The sequence below is a fragment of the Candidatus Seongchinamella marina genome (genome assembly GCF_026262685.1).
Lineage (GTDB): Bacteria > Pseudomonadota > Gammaproteobacteria > Pseudomonadales > Halieaceae > Halioglobus > Halioglobus marinus.
Genome location: NZ_SHNP01000002.1, coordinates 224,284 through 243,262 on the forward strand (window position 1 = coordinate 224,284; position 18,979 = coordinate 243,262).

Genomic DNA, 18,979 nt, shown 5'->3' on the forward strand with positions numbered 1-18,979 from the left:
AAACTCTCTTATCAGTAGTTCAGGTTGGGGCGCAGCCAGCGCTCGATGGTAGCACACGACTCATTTTTTCGAGTGGCGATGTCCTCAACCTGGTCTTTGCCGATTTTACCGACGGCAAAATATTTTGCCTCCGGATGCGCGTAGTAGAAGCCACTTACTGAGGAGGCGGGACTCATCGCGTAGCTGTCTGATAATGTCACGTCGGCGTTTTTGGTTGCGTCCAGCAACTTGAACAGTGTCGCCTTCTCGGTATGATCGGGACATGCTGGGTAACCGGGGGCAGGGCGAATGCCCTGATAGCGCTCACGAATCAGTTCGGCGTTATCCAGCGACTCTTGTGGAGCGTAACCCCATAGCTCTTTGCGCACCATCCTGTGCATGTGCTCGGCAAACGACTCTGCCAGCCGATCGGCCAGTGCCTTTAGCATAATGCTGCTGTAATCATCATGATCAGCCTCGAACTGGGCCGCGAGTTCATCGACCCCATGGCCGGTAGTAACACAGAACCCACCGACATAGTCTTCGATACCACTGCCCTCGGGTGCAACATAGTCTGCCAGACTCAGGTTGGGTTTGCCGCCTGGTTTGTCTGTTTGTTGGCGCAGATGGTGCAGGGTGGCGAGGGTCTCGCCGCGAGATTCATCACTAAACAGTTGCACGTCGTCACTGCCTTTGCGGGCGGCAGGCCAAAATCCGATGACCCCTTTAGCCGTCAGTAGATCCTCGTCGACGATTCGCTTCAGCATGGCCTGCGCATCGCGGAAGAGTTCTGTTGCCTGCTCACCGACAATGGAGTCTTCGAGAATCGCGGGAAACTTGCCAGCCAATTCCCAGGTAATGAAGAAAGGTGTCCAGTCAATCGTGTCGATCAGGCCCTGCAAGGGGAATTCGTCAAACACCCGGGTGCCTACAAAGGAGGGGCGAGGAGGCTGGTAATTGTCCCACTCCAGTTGCGGTGCGCGAGAAACTGCCTCGGCATAGCTGAGTCGCTTTGCCTTTGGCTCCCGATTGGCGATGCGCTCACGTACGGTCTTGTACTGTTCTCGACGCTCTGTAATGAACCTGTTTTTAGTCTCATTCATTAATTGCGTTGCCACCGATACACTGCGTGAAGCATCGGGCACGTAGGCGACAATGTCATTGTTATACTGTGGCTCAATTTTCACAGCGGTATGCGCGTTAGATGTAGTTGCGCCGCCTATTAGCAGTGGAACGTGAAAGTCCAGTCGCTGCATTTCAGACGCCACGTGAACCATTTCGTCCAGGGATGGCGTGATTAAGCCGGAAAGCCCGATAATATCGACTTGCTCTTCTTTGGCCACGCGCAGAATTTCCTCGCAGGCTACCATGACGCCCAGGTCGATGACCTCGAAGTTGTTACACTGCAGCACAACACCAACAATGTTTTTGCCGATGTCATGCACATCGCCTTTTACCGTGGCCATCAGGATTTTACCGTTGCTGGTAGACCCTCCGGATTTTTCTTCTTCGATGAAGGGTTGCAAGTGAGCCACAGCCTGTTTCATTACTCGCGCGCTTTTTACCACTTGCGGCAAAAACATTTTTCCTTCGCCAAACAGATCGCCGACCACGTTCATGCCATCCATCAGTGGCCCTTCGATGACTTGTATGGGGCGATCAAACTGGAGTCGCGCTTCCTCCGCATCTTCAACGACGTAAGTGTTAATACCTTTGACCAGGGCGTGTTCAACTCGTTTGGAAACGTTTTGCTCGCGCCAGGAGAGATCTTCTTTGCGGCCTTCTGCTCCGCCGGTTTCCCGGTACTGCTCAGCGACGTCTAGTAGTCTTTCCGTACCATCTTCACGTCGGTTGAGCACCACATCTTCAACGGCATCGCGCAGGTCGTCAGGTAGGTCGTCATACACAGCCAACTGGCCGGCATTGACGATGCCCATATCCATTCCGGCCTTGATTGCGTGATAGAGAAATACCGAGTGAATAGCTTCGCGTACCGCATTGTTGCCGCGGAACGAGAACGAAACGTTGGAGACGCCACCGGAAACCAGTGCACCAGGGAGTGCTTGCTTGACGTAGCGGGTACCCTCGATGAAATCCACGGCATAATTGTTGTGTTCCTCAATACCGGTGGCGACCGCAAAAATATTGGGATCAAAAATAATGTCTCTGGGGTTAAAGCCAATTTTATCGACTAGCAGATCATAAGAGCGCTTACAGATTTGCTTGCGGCGCTCTAGATTATCGGCCTGGCCATCTTCGTCGAAAGCCATCACCACTACCGCAGCACCATAGCGCAGGCACAGTCGAGCTTGTTCGATAAATTCTTCTTCTCCGGCTTTAAGGCTTATCGAGTTGACCACGGGTTTGCCGGGGATACACTTTAATCCAGCTTCAATAGCGCTCCACTTTGAGGAGTCAACCATGATGGGGACCCGGGATATATCCGGCTCTGAGGCGATCAAATTTGCAAATGTAACCATGGCTTTTTCGGCGTCCAACATGCCTTCATCCATGTTGACATCGATAATTTGTGCGCCATCTTCGACTTGAATCCGCGCGACTTCCAGTGCGGCTTCATAATCGTCGTCCAGGATTAACCGCTTGAATTTCGCCGAGCCGGTTACGTTACAGCGCTCACCTATGTTGACGAACAGGCTGTCAGCGCTAATGTTGAAAGGTTCGAGACCACTCAGACGGCATGCTGGAGCGATATCAGGGAGTTTTCTTGGTTCGACGTCTGCTACAGCGTCTGCAATAGCGCGGATATGCGCCGGAGTTGTGCCACAGCAGCCACCTGCAAGGTTAAGAAAGCCACGTTGAGCAAATTCGCGAAAGTCGTCGTGCATGATTTCAGGAGTTTCGTCGAACTCGCCAAAAGCATTGGGGAGGCCGGCATTGAGGTGCGCGCTGAAGTAGCAATCGCTGACATTCGATAGTTCTTCCAGGAACGGGCGGATTTCGCTGTACCGGCGCCCGCAGTTGCTGCCTACGATCAGCGGGTTAGCGTGAGCGATAGCATTATAAAATGCTTCCGGATTCTGTCCTGAAAGCACGCGACCACTGATATCCGGAAAAGTGACCGAAATCATGATGGGAAGCTCAATGCCCGTTTTATCGAACGCTTCCTTTACCGCAAAAATCGCCGCCTTTGCATTTAGTGCGTCAAAAACCGTCTCGATAAGCAGTAAATCTACATTGCCCTCTATCAATGCCAGGGTCGCCTCGAGGTATACCTCACTGAGTTGGTCAAAGGTGATGCTGCGTGCGCCTGGATCGTTAACGTCCGGTGAGATTGAAGCAGTTTTCGGTGTTGGGCCAAGCACGCCGGCAACAAATCGGGGCTTTTCTGGTGTCCGCGCCGTCACCGCGTCCGCAGCTTTGCGCGCGACTTTAGCCGAAGCGAGGTTTAGCTCGTAAGCCAGATGCCCCAGCTGATAATCATCCTGACCGATAGAAGTTGCGTTGAAGCTATTGGTTTCAATTAGGTCTGCTCCCGCTTCAAGGTACTCAAGGTGGATTTTTTCGATAATATCTGGACGCGTGAGGCAAAGTAGATCGTTATTTCCCTTCACGTCCAACGAATGGCTGGCAAGGCGTTCTCCGCGATAATCGGCTTCTTCCAGACCTTCTTCCTGAATCATAGTGCCCATGGCGCCATCAATTACCAGAATGCGCTGCTGTAGTGATTGAATGAGGTGTTGTTCGGAAGTTTTACTCATGGGGCGGTGTTTGCTCATACTGAAAAGAAGCGCATCCTAGCAGAGCCATCAATCTATATCAAAATATTTTGATATAGATTGATGGTCTATTCGGACTTGAAAACTCGCCTGAACGCCCCATTTCTCTTAGAATACCTGACTGAATTACTCGGACTGAGCGAGACATGGTAACAATCACAGAATCTGCCCAGGATTATCTGGCTGAGCTACTAACCAAGCAGGAAGACGCCCTGGGCGTAAGAGTGTTTATCAACCAACCCGGAACGCCGCGCGCGGAGACCTGCATTGCCTATTGTCGAGAAGGCGATGTGGTAGACGAGGACGAGGTGCACGAGTTTGAAAAATTTACCGCCTGGTTTGAGGGTCGTTCGCTGCCTTTCCTCGAAGACGCGCTGGTGGATTACTCGAAAGATCGTATGGGTGGTCAACTGACAATCAAGGCTCCGAATGCCAAAATGCCGAGGGTAGACGAGAATAGCCCCATGGAGGACCGGATTAACTACGTGCTCTATAACGAGGTGAATCCGGCTCTAGCAGCTCATGGCGGCGAAGTGAGTCTGGTTGAAATTACCGAGGACAACTTTGCAGTGTTACGTTTTGGCGGAGGTTGCCAGGGCTGTTCTGCGGTTGACCAAACCCTGAAGGGAGGGGTAGAGAAGACTCTGCTGGAGCAATTGCCACAATTAGCCGGCGTACGCGATATGACAGATCACACAGATAAGTCGCAGGCGTACTACTAAGCGAATTTCTTGAACCCCGCCTGCGCGGGGATAACCGGAGCAAGCGGCCCTGCAATGCGCAGGCCTGCCATCACGCCCTTACACGTCTTTCTGGCGACTTTTTAACGCTGCTTTTACCTTGTCCTGCAGTTTTCGCAGGCAACTTTCAGTCGTTTCCCAATCGATACAGCCGTCCGTTACCGAGACGCCATAGTGCAACTCGCCAAGGTTGTCGGGGATCGATTGGTTGCCGGCATTGATGTTTGACTCGATCATCAGGCCCACTATTGAGTTATTGCCCTCAACCAGCTGGTTGGCCACGTTTTCGACAACCAGCGGTTGTAACTCGGGCTTTTTGCTGGAGTTGGCGTGAGAGCAGTCGACCATGATATTGCTGGCGAGCTCGGCTTTTTCCAGGGCTTCCTCGCACAGACGAATGTGCACCGAATCGTAGTTAGGTCCTGCACTGCCTCCGCGCAACACAATATGTCCGTAACTATTGCCCTTGGTGGTAAAAACAGAGACCTGGCCCTGGCGATTAATACCCAGGAACCGGTGTGGTTTGGAGACTGAGTTCAGGGCATTAGTGGCGACGGTTAGCCCGCCATCGGTGCCGTTTTTAAAGCCCACAGCAGACGAAAGGCCGCTGGCCATCTCACGGTGAGTTTGCGACTCGGTGGTGCGAGCGCCGATCGCGGACCAACTGATCAGATCCTGCAGATACTGGGGAGAAATTGGATCCAGGGCTTCAGTGGATGTAGGTAAGCCGAGCTCAAGAATATCAAGGAGCAGCTTGCGACCTATATGCAGACCCTCCTCAATTTTGAAAGAATCATCCAGGTGGGGATCGTTAATCAGGCCTTTCCATCCCACGGTGGTGCGAGGCTTCTCGAAGTAGACTCGCATCACAATGTAAAGAGTGTCATCCAGTTCATCTGCCAGTGCTTTCAGGCGGCGAGCATAATCCATGGCTGCGTCGGTATCGTGAATGGAGCAAGGACCGACCACCACGAACAGACGGTGGTCTTTACGGTCCAATATGTTCGCAAGTACCTCTCTGCTGTCTGCGACCGTTTGGCTTACGACGTCAGACATGGGCAGGGCTTCCCAAAGTTGCTCGGGGGTCACTAAAACTCCCTGGGAATCGACATTGATATTGTGTACTTCGTTGTTGCTCATGCTTGTTACCTGATACAGTAAATCTCGACGTTGACGCCTGACCCCAGAAGGGAAGGGCGCGCTATTCTATAGCAGCACACCGGATTTGGGTAGGCGCCGGCCCTGGCGCAGCAGGAGGCTTTTAACAGTGCCCACAGATAGCTCTTCCAGCAGTTCCTCCAAACACTTTGACCTTACGCGCCTGCGGCCGTGGCTAGAGAGCGGGTATTTGTTACTTACGCCGAACCAGCGTCTGGCGCGTCGAATCAAAGCCGAATGGGATCGCCTGCAAATCGCTGCGGGCAAGTCAGTCTGGCAGCCCGTTGCGGTCAAAGCTCTGGACCATTGGCTGCAGGCTTGCTGGCAGAGCGCGATAGTGTCTGGCGATATCGAGCCTAAAACCTCTCTATCGTTACTGCAGGAAAAAGAGCTTTGGTCAAAAGTCATTGCGGCGGACCGACAACAAAATGGCGATTACAGGCTGCTGCAGACATCTTCAGCAGAAGACCTGGCAAAACAAGCCAGAGGCAATTTGTTACGCGCCAGGGTGGATATGCAGGCCACCGCCGTAAAAAGCGAATTCACTCTGGATGCTAACTGCAGTACCTTTGCACGCTGGCTCAGTAGCTTTGAGCGCAAAATTACCCAGCTGGGTTGCGTCACGGCGGAAGACCGCTGGCAGCAATTGCTGCTGGTAGCGCCCGGCGCAGACCTTCCTAAAGTCGTGCTGGTTGACTTTGATGACCTCCCTCCCTTACAGCGCAGCTGCATCAATCATCTGGCATCCGCGGTTCAGGAGCTTGCCAGCGCAGCAGGAAAGGCCACGATTCAGGCTCGCAGTTATGCTGACCGGCAGCAGGAATTAAGTGCGATAGCGCGCTGGGCAGCGCAAGAGTACCAGGATGATCCCGACTGTAGTTTGGGCATCTTGCTGGCAGATATGAATGGAGATCGCGCTCCATTGGAATTGCTACTGCGGCGTGAATTCGACAGCCTGGGTGACAAGTACAACTCTCTGCCAGTTAATTTCTCAACTGGCATCACACTTGACCGAGCGCCGGTCATACGGGATGCACTGCGAATATTGAGTGTTTGCGGTGAAACCTTGCCCATGACAGATTTATTGGGACTGGTGAATTCGAGATTTACCGATTGCAATGAAGCGGACTCTGACCGAGTCGTTCGCCTGTTACATCAGTTGTTTGATGACGGCGAAGAACAGCTGAACTTGGGTCGCCTGCGTTTTCTGTCACGCAGTGTCAAGGTGGGCGGCGAGCAGGGCCTGGCAATGGGTGAACGGCTGGCCAGCTGCAGTGAACTGCGTTTACAGCGCCTCACTCAGCGGCCGTCTGATTGGGTAAAGAGTATTTGTGACGTCCTTGGGCTGTGGGCCTGGCCGGGAGAGGGGCCTCTGGATTCATTGGAATTCCAGCAAGTTGAAGCCTGGTACAAAGCGCTGCAGGAATTTTCCGGACTGGACTCGCTGGCGGGAAGGGTCAATTTTCATGCTGCTCTTGGAATGCTGAAGCGCTGTTGTCAGAATCGAATCTCCCAGCCGCAAACGGCCGATAGTGGAATACAGGTGCTGGGTCCCCTGGAAGCTGCTGGGTTGCCATTCGACAGTATCTGGTTTTGCGGCCTCCAGGGTAATCGCTGGCCAGCCCCCGCCAGGCCGAACCCATTTATACCGATGGCTTTGCAGCGTAAACATGATATGCCACACAGCAGCAGTGAGCGTGAGTGGAATTACGCCTCGACCTTGACCGACCAATATCGCGCGGCTTGCGGTCGTTTTATCGCGTCATACTCCCGTCAACTGGACGGTGCTCCAGAAGTTCCCAGTCCGCTATTGGGGGCCTTTCCGTTGGAACATATCGAAGCTACTGTGCTGATTCCTGAACAATGGTTAGCGCAGGCGTCAGCAAGCAGCCTTGAGCAAAACCTGAATGCTCAGGCGCCGATGGTTTCAAAATCGGAAATGTCTCATATCCGCGGTGGCAGCGGCATATTGCAACAGCAGGCCAACTGTCCGTTTCGCGCCTTTGCCAGTAAAAGGCTGTTACTGGAGCCGCTGGGCGATTATCGCGCCGGGCTTAGCGCTGCTGATCGAGGCAGTATTCTTCACGACGCCCTTTATGTACTTTGGGGCGAGATAAATGATAGTGCAGCCTTGCACGCACTGGGGCGAGAGGCGCTTGACGAAAAAATCGCAAGCGCATCGGCAGCTGCAATAAATGCTGTGCCCGAGTCAGTACGGCTGCTAGTCGGGATGCACTGCCTGGACCTTGAATCGCAGCGTCTGCAAAAGCTGATAACACAGTGGGTGCAGTTGGAGCTTGCACGTAATCCTTTCAAAGTCGTTGCGAGAGAGGAGCCGATCGATTTTAAGCTCGGCGAGCTTTTTTTAAGCTTGCGAGTGGATAGAGTAGACGAATTGGAAGATGGTTCTCGCATTGTTATCGACTACAAGTCAGGCCGCAGCAGTCTGGCAGATTGGTTGGGGGAGCGCCCGTCGCAGCCCCAGCTACCTCTCTATGGCTTGGCTGAAAACGTCCAGGCCTTATCGTTTGCCCAGGTTCGTGCTCGCGATTGCCGGATGCAGGGACTGGGTGCTGTTGAGGGCATTGCCGGGGTGCAAAGCGATATTGCCAAGGCGGTAAAACGCTACTCTGACTGCGAAGATTGGTCATCCTTGATGACACAGTGGCAGCAAAACCTGGGCAAACTGGCAACGGATTTTTTAGCTGGCTACGCGCAGGTCGACCCTCTACCTGCGGCCTGTAATTACTGCGGTTTGCAGGCGCTTTGTCGGGTTGATGTCAGTGCGGAGGAAGTGCTGTGACAATAGCGGACGCCAATGACAGAGCAGAGGCACTGGACGTTGTTCGCAGTTTTTGCGTCACCGCGCCGGCCGGTTCAGGCAAAACAGAATTACTCATACAGCGCTTTCTTGCGTTGCTCGCAAGAGTAAAGCGGCCCGAGCAAGTACTGGCTATTACCTTCACCAGGAAAGCGGCTGCCGAGATGCGAGAACGCGTATTGCAGGCCCTGCAGGCGGCCAGAGATAAAGTGGCAGTGGAGGGCGAACACCAGCGGGTCACAAGAGACTTGGCATTGGCGGCACTCGAGAGCAGTGACAGAGAGCAATGGCATCTTGCCAGAGATATCTCCCGACTTAACATCAAGACCATTGATAGCTTCTGTGCTGGCCTGACTCGACAAATCCCGATACTCAGCCAGTTCGGCGGTCAGGCCCAGGCGGTTGATGATGCTACCGAACTCTATAAGGAAGCGGTTTCCGAACTGTTCTCTATCGCGGGCACATCGCGATCCGGGGCGACGGACCTGGATAGTTTACTCCTTCACTTTGATAACAACTGGGATCGACTCAGGGAACTGCTGGTTACCATGTTGGGCAAGCGTGATCAGTGGCATCTGTATATGGGTGCTAAGCGCTCTCCAGAACAGGCGGAGGTCAAGCTCAGGGCTACCGTGGAGTCTGTGGTGACCGAGGGACTGCAAGACTTATCCACTGTATTAGACCCATGGCAAGATGAAATTTTTGACCTGCTTTGTTATGCGCGGGAAAACCTGGGTGAGGGCATTCCTGATGAATTCCCTGCAGCCAGCGCAGACAATATGGAACTTTGGCGCTTTATGGGTCAGCTGTTCCTGACCCAGGGAGGCAGCTTTCGTAAGTCAGTGAATGTTAGGAACGGTTTTCCCACCGGAGGTGATGATGCCAAGGCACGCAAGGCACATTTTGCGGATCTGGCTGCGCGCATGGGTCAGGTGAAAGGCTTGGCAGGTGAACTGGGCGGCCTGGCTTGGTTGCCGCGCATGGATAATCATAATGACGCCTGGCAAATGGTGCTGCATCTTTCACATGTATTACCGCTGTTAGCAGCCTGTCTGTTACTTGTTTTCGAACGACGCTCAGTGGTTGACCACAGTCAGGTGGCTTTGTCTGCATTGGACGCACTGGGGGAAGACGATGAACCCACAGAATTGGCACTGCGCCTGGACTACAGCATTGAACATATATTGATCGATGAGTTCCAGGATACTGCGATTAACCAATACAATCTGGTCAGCAAATTGACTCGAGGTTGGGGCCAGCACAATGCGCTAAACCCAGCCGCGCCGCGCACCCTGTTTATTGTGGGTGATGGAATGCAGTCGATTTACGGCTTTCGCAATGCGAATGTGGGGTTGTTCCTGAAAGCACGTCAGGAGGGTTTCAATGGAGTGACTCTCCAGGCCCTTTCTTTGCGCTGTAACTTTCGTTCGGAGCAGGGCATCGTCGATTGGGTTAACGATAGTTTTCGTGATGCATTTCCTGCCGAAGACAATGTTTATCGAGGGCGAGTCAGCTTTACCGACGCAATAGCAGTTAAACCTGCTGGCGCAGAACTGGCAGTGTCCCTGAATGGGTTCTGGGGTGAGCAGGCTAAAGAGCAGGAAGCACAGTGGTTGGTGGAACAAGTAGCATTGGGCTTAGCTGATCCTAACCTTGGGTCTATAGCCATTCTTGGACGCAGCCGTCCTCAGTTGGCATCGATACTTGAATTGCTGCGTCAGCGCGATATTCCCTTCGCCTCGCAGGAGATGGATGCGCTGGCAGGTTCCCCGGCCATTGTCGATTTGATGACTCTTTGCCGGGCACTGGTGAACCCCGGAGACCGGGTTGCCTGGTATGCGATGTTGCGCGCTCCTTGGTGCGCTTTGAGCCTTGCAGATATGAAATGTCTGGCAGATTCTGCACAGGATCCTCGATGGCAGAATGTATATGGCGCGCTGTGCAACAGAGAGCTTCCTGCGGGGCTTTCCGCGGAAGGCAAGCAGCGCTTGCTCCACGTTGGCCAATGCCTGTTGTGGGCGCAGCAAAGGCGTGATCGTTTGGGCCTGCGCGCCTGGATTGAACAGCTTTGGCTGCACTTGGGTGGCCCAGCCTGTTTTACCCAGCAGCGTTTTCTTGCTGATGCAGAGCGCTTCCTGAGTCTATTGCAGCTGGCTGATGCTGAAGGCAAAGGCCTGAATGTCGATTGGCTGGAGCTGCGCATATCACGTCTATACGCCTCCGGCGATGCGCCAGATGCGCGGCTACAGGTCATGACATTGCACAAATCCAAGGGGCTGGAGTTCGATTGGGTGTTGATCCCAGCGTTGGCGCGTGCCACTCGAGGTGATAGTCGAGATATCCTGCTGTGGGACGAACATAATTCCAAAACGGGAGAGTTGGGCTTTATGCTCGCAGCTGATGATCACTCGGACGACAAGACTCCCGGTCTTTACAATTTCCTGAAAAAGCAGCGCAAGGAAAAGTCTCGTCTGGAGACCACTCGCTTGCTGTACGTGGGAGCCACGCGAGCAGTGAAAAAGCTGACACTGAGCGCCTGCCTTGGAGGCGGAGAAAATGCTGGGCCTCAGGATGAGCCCGAGTTCAAACCGCCTGGAGACGGCGCTTTGCTAGCGCCTATTTGGGCGACTTTTGAGCGCCAGGCAGTTGTGCATGTGCCAATGACCAGCGTGCAGCCACAGTCCAAGATCAGCAGGGGCTTGCTGCGGCTGTCGCAGTCACCCGCAACTTTGCCCTTGATGCCCAAGGACAGTCCACAAGGAGCCAATATTCCCGATCCAGCGCTCAATTGGTTGGATCGCTATGTAGGCACAGTCATCCACGAAGTACTTGAGCAGCTGAGCTTACTGGCGTCTCTGCCTGATGAATTGCCCGTGAGATTAGCTGAGCTGGCGAGGCACTCGCTATCCTCTATGGGCCTCGCGGAAGAGCAACTGGAGGCAGCCTTTGGCAGGGTCTCGCATGCAGTTGCGTCGACGCTTGCAGACGAGAGCGGGGGGCGCTGGATGTTGTCAGCGCAGCACGCTCAGGCACATAGCGAGTTGACGTTGACCATTCAGGAGGCGGGTCAACCTCGCGACATCGTCATTGACAGGACTTTCGTCGACAGGGATACCGGTATTCGCTGGATCATCGATTACAAGAGCAGCACCCCGGAAGCAGGGGTGAGCGCAGCCTCTTTTCTGCAGGTTGAAGCTGGCCGTTACAAAAGTCAGTTGAGCTTTTATCGAGATGCCATGTCAGAGATTGGTCCCGAACCGGTGCGCTGTGCACTGTACTTCACCGGTATGGCCTGTTTGCATCATTTGTCAGAGCTCGACCGCTAGCCGCACTGGCTAATGACATCGTCAGAAAAACGTTTAATGCTGTCTATCTTGTGCTCAAGGGACTCGCTGGCGCCATGATAAAACGGCCAGGGCATCGTCATGATGTGGGTGACCCCCGCGTCCTCCAGGCGTTTGTAGCCTTCCACATTCCAGGCATCAGATGGCGTCGCCATAACGTCAAACTCGCCATTGAGTCCATATTCCCTGCGCCAGACGCGTATCTTCTCAATCGATTCGATGATTTCTGATGAAGGCTGCAAGTCGGACACCCAACCGTCTGCTATTTTTGCCGCCCGTTGCATAGCGGGTTCCGATATGCCCCCAATCCAGATGGGTATTGGCGCTGTAGGTGCAGGGTTCATTTCCAGTGGCTCAAACTGATAGTACTTGCCTTCATAGCTGACCATTTCACCGCTCCACAGCAAGCGCATTACTTCGATTATCTCGCTGGTGCGCTTGCCACGGGTGGTAAAGTCCTGCTGCATAAGCTCGAACTCATCCCGAGACCAGCCGACGCCGAATGCCGGTGTAATCCGGTTGTTGGAAATAATGGCAGCAGTGCTAATCGCCTTCGCAACCAGGTAGGGATTGCGCATGGGTAACACGAACACATTGTTGGTAAAGCGCAGGTTTTTGGTAATAGCGGCCAGCGCGCCGATCATCACCCAGGGGTCAGGCCAATCGGTAAATGCCTGCCAGCGCCTGCTTCCATCTTCCGTATAGGGATAAGGCGTATTAATCTGTTCCGGGTTGACCACATGATCAGAGAAGGACATGGCATGCCAGCCATGGGTGTCAGCCACTGGCGCCAGTTCGGTCAGGTGGGCTACTTTGGTGAAAGACGTTGATAGCACAAACTTCACTGCTTGTTCTCCCTGCATTTGCTATTAGCCCCTACTGTAGCGAGGCAGACAGGAAAAATCCCTGCCTGCTAGCACGGAGCTGCAATTCGACCATATTGTCATACTCGGTAGTCGCAGGGCACAGCCGTGCAGTCACTGAGTAAAGCGCGCAGTAGCAGAGGTTTTAAGGGGATGAAAGGGGGATATGCCGACCGAAAATCAATCCGGCCGGCAAGCGGAAGCTTGACTTACTCTGCAGCAACGGGCTCCAGGGTAAGTGCCAATGCCTCGCTGAATGTCATGACAATAGTCTGACCTAGCGTCACATTGGACATTTTTTCAGGCTCTACGTCAGCGATGACATGAACCTTGCCATTGGAGTCCATGATAGTGACGGTACCCAGCAGACGATTCATGCCCTCGATGGTGCAAACAGCGTGAATGAGGCGGGCTGCGCCTGCTACCGGCTGGCCATCAGCTTCACCCACACCACCGTCCTGAACTACCACATAGGGCTGTGCCAATTCTTCCTCAGTCGGTTCGCGCAGTTCACCCTCCAAAGCGGCTAGATAGGTGGCGCGCAGTGCGTCGCCCACGCTGACGTCCTCCAGCTTCACAACTTTTTCGGAGGCGGTCATGGTGATGATGTTACCGTCGGGCCCTTGGAGGCTCACCTGGCGGGTTTCGAGGTCGATGTCGGTGACAATGGCTTCCACGGACATGGCCATAGCGCGAACATTGCCTTGGTTGGCCGCTTCCTCTGCAACCGCCGATAGTGGCATCAGCAATGCAGCGCAGGCCAACGAGGCTGCTCCCAGGAATTTGTTAATGGTGCTACTCATAGGTCGTGTTCCTTTTGGTGTATTGTGGCTATCACTACGCGCGCTGCTTTTATAGCGACGAGCGGGACAGGGGGCATAACATAGCTGTGCCGCGAACGGTAATCAACTGTGGCGGGCCCGCCAAACGACAAATTTAGCATTCTGGGCCATGACTTCAGCATGCTTGAATAGTCGTTGAAGGCTTGGCGCGTAATCAAGGTGCCTGTTAGCGACCAGCAGTAAACTGCCACCAGGTAGCAATGAATGGGCCGCTTGTTGCAGTAATCGGCGGCCTGCGAAGTCATCTACGGTGTGCCCCAGATGAAATGGGGGGTTGCATACTATTAAATCAAACTTACGCTCTATTCCTTGCAACCCGTCACCCAGGTGAAACGCAGCTTCGCTGTCGTGCCTGGCAGCCCTCGCTGCATTCGCTCGGGCAGAAGCAATCGCCATGGCAGATTCATCGGCAAATAACACACTGCTGGCGAGGTTAAAATGCAACGCAGCAATGCCCAGGAGGCCATTACCGCATGCAAGGTCTGCGACTGAGGCCACCGGCTCTGCCCGGCGCAAGGTTTCAAGCATCAGGCGACTGCCCGGATCGAGCTTTTCACGACTGAACACATTGGCTAGCCCTGTCAGCTTTTGATCGATAAGGTCGCAGTGGTAGCTGGCCTCTGATGGCGCTGGACCCTTGGCTTCGCCAGGCAGCGTGGCACTGAACAGACGCGCCTTTTGGCGTCCGCGGTGTCGCTCAACAGGGCCGAGTTGCTGCTCCATCAGCGCCGCTGTATGGGGAGATAGATGCTTGTCCATGCCGGCGCAAAGCAGTTGCGTACCCGCAGGCATCACAGTAGCAAGCTGGGCCAACTGGAACTCGAAGTAGGGAAGCTGCTTTGGAATACGCAGTACAATTCGATCAACAGGAAGCCTGGGAAGCTGAGTACTCCAGATGACTTTTGGTGAGGGTAGGTCATTGAGTGAACTATTTTGCGCCAGGGCCTCGGCTGCAAGGGCAGAATCAGTCCACATTGCGCTGGCGCTCAGCGGCAGCGATAGCGCCCCATGATCATCGTTGACCACTAGCGTATTTACCGAGGATGCTTTTGTCGCTTCCAAGAGCAATACATCGGCGGCACACCAGGCACGCAAAGGTTCGCGATTGCGACTTGGGTAGCGCTGCAGCTCAAACTCTCCCTGCGGACAATTTAGCCGGGTGAGCGCAGGGGCAACCATGTCTGCTTAGCCTCCGCTGACATAAAGCGTAAGGCGCTGCCCGGGCTGCAGGTAGTCGCCGGGGTTTAGCGAATTCCATGAAATGATATCGTTCACCGATACGTTAAACTTCCCGGCAATTCTGTAAAGCGAGTCGCCCCGACGAACGCGGTATCTCTGTTGCTGCCGCTCTTGCTTGGTAACCATGGCTAGGCTACTGGCCCAATCGCTACCATAAGGGATCATGAGAGTGTCGCCAGCACGGATCATGCTGCCCCGTATATTGTTCACTTCGCGCAACAGGCCAACCTCGGTATCAAATTTTTTGGCGATGTTTATCAGGTTGTCTCCGCTGCGGATTTTGTAGTGCTCCCAGCGCACTCGGTCAGCTTCAGTAAGGCTGGCAACCCCGAGCTGAAACTGTGCTTTTGTTCCTACTGGTAGCAGCAACTCCTGGGCGACATCCGGTGACGTTGCCCAGCGCAGCTGGCCCGGGTTTAAAGCCCTCAAGGAGTGCAGTTCAATTTCAGCCAACGAGGCGGCTCTGGCCAGTTCAATTTGGCCCCCCGTGGCCGCCACGATAAAGGCGGGTTTGTTGGGGACCGGTGGAATCTTAACGTTAAAGGCTTCAGGAAAAGCCACTATCTGGCTCAGGGCAATGAGTCTCGGTACGTAATGCCTAGTTTCTCGAGGCAGTTTCAGTGACCAGTAATCCGTAGGTAATCCCGCCTTGGCGTTGGCCTTGCGGGCGCGTCCAACCCTGCCTTTGCCAGAGTTGTATGCGGCCAGAGCGAGCATCCAATCGTTATCAAATTCAGCGTACAAGGCTTCCAGGTAATCGAGCGCGATGCGGGTCGAATCCCTTAAATCCCTGCGGCCGTCATACCACCAATTTTGCTCAAGGCCGAGATACTTACCAGTAGCAGGCATGATTTGCCAAAGGCCTGCGGCTCGTTCTGACGAGGTAGCAAAAGGGTTAAGAGTGCTTTCGACCAACGGCAGAAGCGCCACTTCTATTGGCAGTCCCCGGCGCTCGACCTCCTCTACAATGTAATAGAGGTACAAATCGGCGCGTTCAGCAACCACCGACAAATAGTTGGGTTGGCGCAGGTAGGAGTCGCGAGCATGCCCAATTTGTTCATTGTGTATGGACTGCCAGGTCAGCTGATTGCGTATGCGCACCCACAGGTCTTTAGGTGGCTTTTTACTCTCCGTGGGGGAGGTAACTGTCTTGGAGAAAAGTTCTTGCTCCTGGTTTTGGTTGGGAACCGGAGTTTCTGCCACGGGCCGGTCCGGCACTGACATTGTCTGGCAGGCTGCCAGAAAAACTGATATATAAAATACTGTAATAAATCGATATAACATATTGATAATTAACTACTTATTGTGGGATTTGTTCCCTTGTAATTAAAGTGAATTCTAGGCGAGTTATTGTAATCAGCACGAGCAGGCCGGCCATAGAAAACTGTATTATTTTCAGAAACTGTCTTTCCAACCTCTGACTGTGGCAAAAACCGAGGCAGGCAGGTCGCTGATGAGCTTATCCTGCTGGCGCAGGGAGTTTTGTAACTCATGAGTTTCACAACGCACGAAGGGATTAGTGGCCAGTTCAAGGGCGAGAGTTGACGGTACGGTGGGTTCACCGGCTGCTCGACTGGCCTGGTCCGCGACAACACGTTGGGCCAGAGCGGGATTATTCGGTTCCACTGCCTGGGCGAATGCAAGGTTGGCGAGGGTGTATTCATGGGCACAATAAATGCGTGTTTCGGCGGGAAGCTCTGCCAGCGCGCACAGGGAGGCATGCATCATATCCGGAGTCCCCTCAAAAACCCTGCCGCAGCCGCCGGCGAACAGCGTGTCCCCGCAAAATACCAAGGGCGCATCACCAGCTAAAAAGTAAGCAATGTGATCCAGGGTATGGCCAGGTACTTCCAATACCTCAAGGCTCGCTCCCAAGACGTCGATCACGTCATCGGCCCTGACAATATGGTCCAATCCGTCAATGCTGGGGTTATCCGGTCCATAGACGACGGGATTGTATTTTGCTTTCAGGTCAGCCAGACCACCAACGTGATCAAAGTGATGATGGGTGATAAGAATCCCGGTAAGCTGCAGCTGCCGCTCTTCCAGTGCTTGCTCGACGACCTTGGCATCGCCGGGGTCCACGACATAGGCCTGATCAGTTCCATCGACACAGATTAACCAGATGTAGTTATCGTTAAAGGCGGGAATAGGGTGAATACAGAGCATGGGATACCGTTTCAAATGGCCGGAAATACAGTAACATGGGAACTCGGCAACAGATGAGATGGGGCCTGCACCATGAGTGCGCAGTTTAACGATATTTTGGCAGAACTGGAAACCTGGTATGACAGCGACCGAGGTCAATACCTGCTGCAGCAAATAAAGCAGGCCCTGCAGCCCCAGCTCGACAACGCTTTTGGCTACCATATCCTGCAAATAGGCCCTTTATCGGGGGATCCCCTATTTGGCGCCTGTCGAATTAACCACCGTATCATGGCTTGCGATTCGGGTGGGGAGGGCACAAACCTGATTTGCCAAGCCGGTGAAATACCGTTGGAGAGCGATAGCGTAGACGTTGTAATTGCTCATCACACTTTGGAATTTGTCGATAACCCGCACCAAGTGTTGCGCGAACTGCATCGTATCCTGACGCCCCAGGGCCAGCTGTTGATATTGGGCTTCAACCCTCATAGCCTGCGCGGCCTTGTTACCCGGATCAAGGGGCTGTCAAAGCGGTCGTTCTGGCAGGCCCACAGACCCGTCAGCATCAGTCGGTTGAGCGATTGGCTTCACCTGCTGGGCTTTGAACTGCGAGAAGGGAATCACTTGTATGTCGTTCCGCCAACGGGGCAGGCCAGGTTCAGGGCAGCGACCGCATCATTGGACAAATGGTGCGTAGACCATAAGCTGCCGCTGGGCGGGCTTTATATGCAGGCTGCGATCAAACAGGTTGCCGCACAGAACAGACCGCTTTCAATGTTGCGTCGCCACGGTGAGAAGTTGATAGATCTGGCGGTGCCCAAACCTGTGGTTGCCCCCAGCCCCGCACCCAACTCACCAACTCGTTCCCCCGGTGCTATTAGTCGCAACTCCAACGGGGAAGTCCTGCATTGAAAAATATTGAGATATTTACTGATGGCGCATGTCGCGGTAACCCGGGTCCAGGCGGTTGGGGCGCGTTGCTGCGTTTTCAGGGTAAAGAAAAATCACTCTACGGTGGAGAAGCCCAGACAACCAATAATAGAATGGAGTTGCAGGCCGCAATAGAAGGCTTGAAGGCTCTAAAAGAACCCTGCGTGGTCGCACTGACTACAGACTCGATCTATGTAAAAAACGGGATTACCAGCTGGCTGCCGGGCTGGAAAAAGAAAGGCTGGAAAACGTCAAATAAAAAGCCCGTTAAAAACGTTGATCTGTGGCAGTCGCTTGATGAACAGAATCAGCGTCATCAAGTCGATTGGCATTGGGTAAAGGGCCACAGCGGCCACCGTGAGAATGAAATTGCTGATCAACTGGCTAATCGCGGTATTGACGAGCTAACCTAAAGCGCACAAGGAAACCCAGATCGTGAGACAAATTGTACTCGATACCGAGACTACAGGCCTTGAGGTTTCCCAGGGGCACCGGATCATTGAGATTGGTTGTGTTGAGTTAGACACTCGTCGGCTCACTGGCCATCATTATCATCAGTATATTAATCCCAATCGCGAAATTGATCAGGGGGCGATTGAGGTTCACGGCATTACTAATGAGTTCCTCAAGGATAAGCCGTCTTTTGAGCGTATTTTTAGGGAGTTTCTCGAATTCGTAGAAGGTTCGGAGCTCGTTATTCATAACGCCCCCTTTGATCTCGGGTTTCTCAATAGCGAGATCCAGAGACTGGAGCCCGACGCGCCGCGCCTCGAAGACCGCTGCAAAGTTGTAGATACCCTGGTCATGGCCCGGGGCAAGCACCCAGGGCAACGCAACAGCCTTGACGCCCTCTGCCAGCGTTACGGTGTTGATAACTCGCAGCGAGATTTACACGGAGCTTTGCTGGATTCCGAAATCCTGGCAGATGTTTACCTGTTGATGACGGGTGGGCAGACCGCCCTACAGCTCTCAGACAACGACTCCGGTGCGGAAAGTGGGTCATCTCGAAGCGAGCGCATCATTCGCCTTGATGCAGGCAGGGCGGCACTCCCGGTCATTGCTGCGTCAACCGAGGAACTGGCGGCACATGAGGCCCAGCTGGAGGCAATCAGCAGCGCGAGTGGCGGAAAGGTGCTGTGGAAAGAAATACCGGGCCAAGAGCCCCTGTAAGGAGCTCTGGT

13 protein-coding genes are annotated in these 18,979 nt (G+C 53.9%); 6 read left to right on the forward strand and 7 right to left on the reverse strand.

What is annotated here, in order from left to right; translation table 11 throughout:
* Positions 1–11: 11 nt before the first annotated feature.
* Positions 12–3,698: a methionine synthase gene (metH, locus tag EYC87_RS06055; RefSeq protein ID WP_279252096.1), complete on the reverse strand. Its 3,687-nt coding sequence runs from the start codon at positions 3,696–3,698 to the stop codon at positions 12–14.
* Between the two features lie 164 nt (positions 3,699–3,862).
* On the opposite strand from metH, the gene nfuA reads away from it, so the two are divergent.
* On the forward strand, positions 3,863–4,438 hold the full coding sequence (gene nfuA, locus EYC87_RS06060; RefSeq protein WP_007228026.1) for a Fe-S biogenesis protein NfuA: 576 nt from the start codon (positions 3,863–3,865) through the stop codon (positions 4,436–4,438).
* A 78-nt stretch (positions 4,439–4,516) separates the two neighbouring features.
* Here the strand turns inward: nfuA and EYC87_RS06065 are convergent, their stop codons facing one another.
* Positions 4,517–5,596 (reverse strand): 3-deoxy-7-phosphoheptulonate synthase, encoded by a 1,080-nt coding sequence (locus EYC87_RS06065; RefSeq protein ID WP_279252097.1) that lies wholly within the window; start codon positions 5,594–5,596, stop codon positions 4,517–4,519.
* Between the two features lie 127 nt (positions 5,597–5,723).
* Between EYC87_RS06065 and EYC87_RS06070 the strand changes: the two genes are divergently transcribed.
* Both EYC87_RS06070 and EYC87_RS06075 read left to right on the forward strand, forming a co-directional pair.
* Complete coding sequence (locus tag EYC87_RS06070) at positions 5,724–8,417, forward strand: PD-(D/E)XK nuclease family protein (protein WP_279252098.1); 2,694 nt, start codon at positions 5,724–5,726, stop codon at positions 8,415–8,417.
* Positions 8,414–11,761 carry a UvrD-helicase domain-containing protein gene (locus tag EYC87_RS06075; RefSeq protein WP_279252099.1) on the forward strand — a complete coding sequence of 1,116 codons (3,348 nt, stop codon included), beginning with the start codon at positions 8,414–8,416 and terminating at the stop codon, positions 11,759–11,761. Before EYC87_RS06070 ends, EYC87_RS06075 begins: the two co-directional genes overlap by 4 nt.
* Here EYC87_RS06075 and EYC87_RS06080 read toward each other — a convergent pair.
* From EYC87_RS06080 to gloB, 5 genes are all read right to left on the reverse strand, one after another.
* Positions 11,758–12,624: a TIGR03619 family F420-dependent LLM class oxidoreductase gene (locus EYC87_RS06080; protein ID WP_279252100.1), complete on the reverse strand. Its 867-nt coding sequence runs from the start codon at positions 12,622–12,624 to the stop codon at positions 11,758–11,760. The two genes, EYC87_RS06075 and EYC87_RS06080, sit on opposite strands and share 4 nt — an antisense overlap.
* 227 nt (positions 12,625–12,851) lie before the next feature.
* Positions 12,852–13,445: a hypothetical protein gene (locus EYC87_RS06085; protein ID WP_279252101.1), complete on the reverse strand. Its 594-nt coding sequence runs from the start codon at positions 13,443–13,445 to the stop codon at positions 12,852–12,854.
* Between the two features lie 102 nt (positions 13,446–13,547).
* A complete protein-coding gene (locus tag EYC87_RS06090) occupies positions 13,548–14,663 on the reverse strand; it encodes a methyltransferase (RefSeq protein WP_279252102.1) in 1,116 nt (371 codons plus the stop codon).
* A 6-nt stretch (positions 14,664–14,669) separates the two neighbouring features.
* The gene (locus tag EYC87_RS06095) at positions 14,670–15,926 is read right to left on the reverse strand and encodes a LysM peptidoglycan-binding domain-containing protein (RefSeq protein ID WP_279252103.1); all 1,257 of its coding nucleotides are present in this window, start codon (positions 15,924–15,926) and stop codon (positions 14,670–14,672) included.
* Positions 15,927–16,118: 192 nt separating this feature from the next.
* A complete protein-coding gene (gene gloB / locus EYC87_RS06100) occupies positions 16,119–16,892 on the reverse strand; it encodes a hydroxyacylglutathione hydrolase (protein ID WP_279252104.1) in 774 nt (257 codons plus the stop codon).
* Between the two features lie 72 nt (positions 16,893–16,964).
* On the opposite strand from gloB, the gene EYC87_RS06105 reads away from it, so the two are divergent.
* From EYC87_RS06105 to dnaQ, 3 genes are read left to right on the forward strand one after another with little or no spacing between them, the layout of a single operon-like run.
* Positions 16,965–17,780 carry a class I SAM-dependent methyltransferase gene (locus EYC87_RS06105; protein WP_279252105.1) on the forward strand — a complete coding sequence of 272 codons (816 nt, stop codon included), beginning with the start codon at positions 16,965–16,967 and terminating at the stop codon, positions 17,778–17,780.
* On the forward strand, positions 17,777–18,211 hold the full coding sequence (rnhA, locus tag EYC87_RS06110) for a ribonuclease HI (protein ID WP_007227792.1): 435 nt from the start codon (positions 17,777–17,779) through the stop codon (positions 18,209–18,211). Before EYC87_RS06105 ends, rnhA begins: the two co-directional genes overlap by 4 nt.
* Before the next feature lie 22 nt (positions 18,212–18,233).
* The gene (dnaQ, locus tag EYC87_RS06115; RefSeq protein WP_279252106.1) at positions 18,234–18,968 is read left to right on the forward strand and encodes a DNA polymerase III subunit epsilon; all 735 of its coding nucleotides are present in this window, start codon (positions 18,234–18,236) and stop codon (positions 18,966–18,968) included.
* Positions 18,969–18,979 lie beyond the last annotated feature (11 nt).

What these genes read in the sequence shown, in the direction of transcription:
- metH (WP_279252096.1), bottom strand. Translation starts at nt 3,698, where the DNA reads ATGAGTAAAACTTCCGAACAACACCTCATTCAATCACTACAGCAGCGC.
- nfuA (WP_007228026.1), top strand. Translation starts at nt 3,863, where the DNA reads ATGGTAACAATCACAGAATCTGCCCAGGATTATCTGGCTGAGCTACTA.
- EYC87_RS06065 (WP_279252097.1), bottom strand. Translation starts at nt 5,596, where the DNA reads ATGAGCAACAACGAAGTACACAATATCAATGTCGATTCCCAGGGAGTT.
- EYC87_RS06085 (WP_279252101.1), bottom strand. Translation starts at nt 13,445, where the DNA reads ATGAGTAGCACCATTAACAAATTCCTGGGAGCAGCCTCGTTGGCCTGC.
- EYC87_RS06090 (WP_279252102.1), bottom strand. Translation starts at nt 14,663, where the DNA reads ATGGTTGCCCCTGCGCTCACCCGGCTAAATTGTCCGCAGGGAGAGTTT.
- gloB (WP_279252104.1), bottom strand. Translation starts at nt 16,892, where the DNA reads ATGCTCTGTATTCACCCTATTCCCGCCTTTAACGATAACTACATCTGG.
- EYC87_RS06105 (WP_279252105.1), top strand. Translation starts at nt 16,965, where the DNA reads ATGAGTGCGCAGTTTAACGATATTTTGGCAGAACTGGAAACCTGGTAT.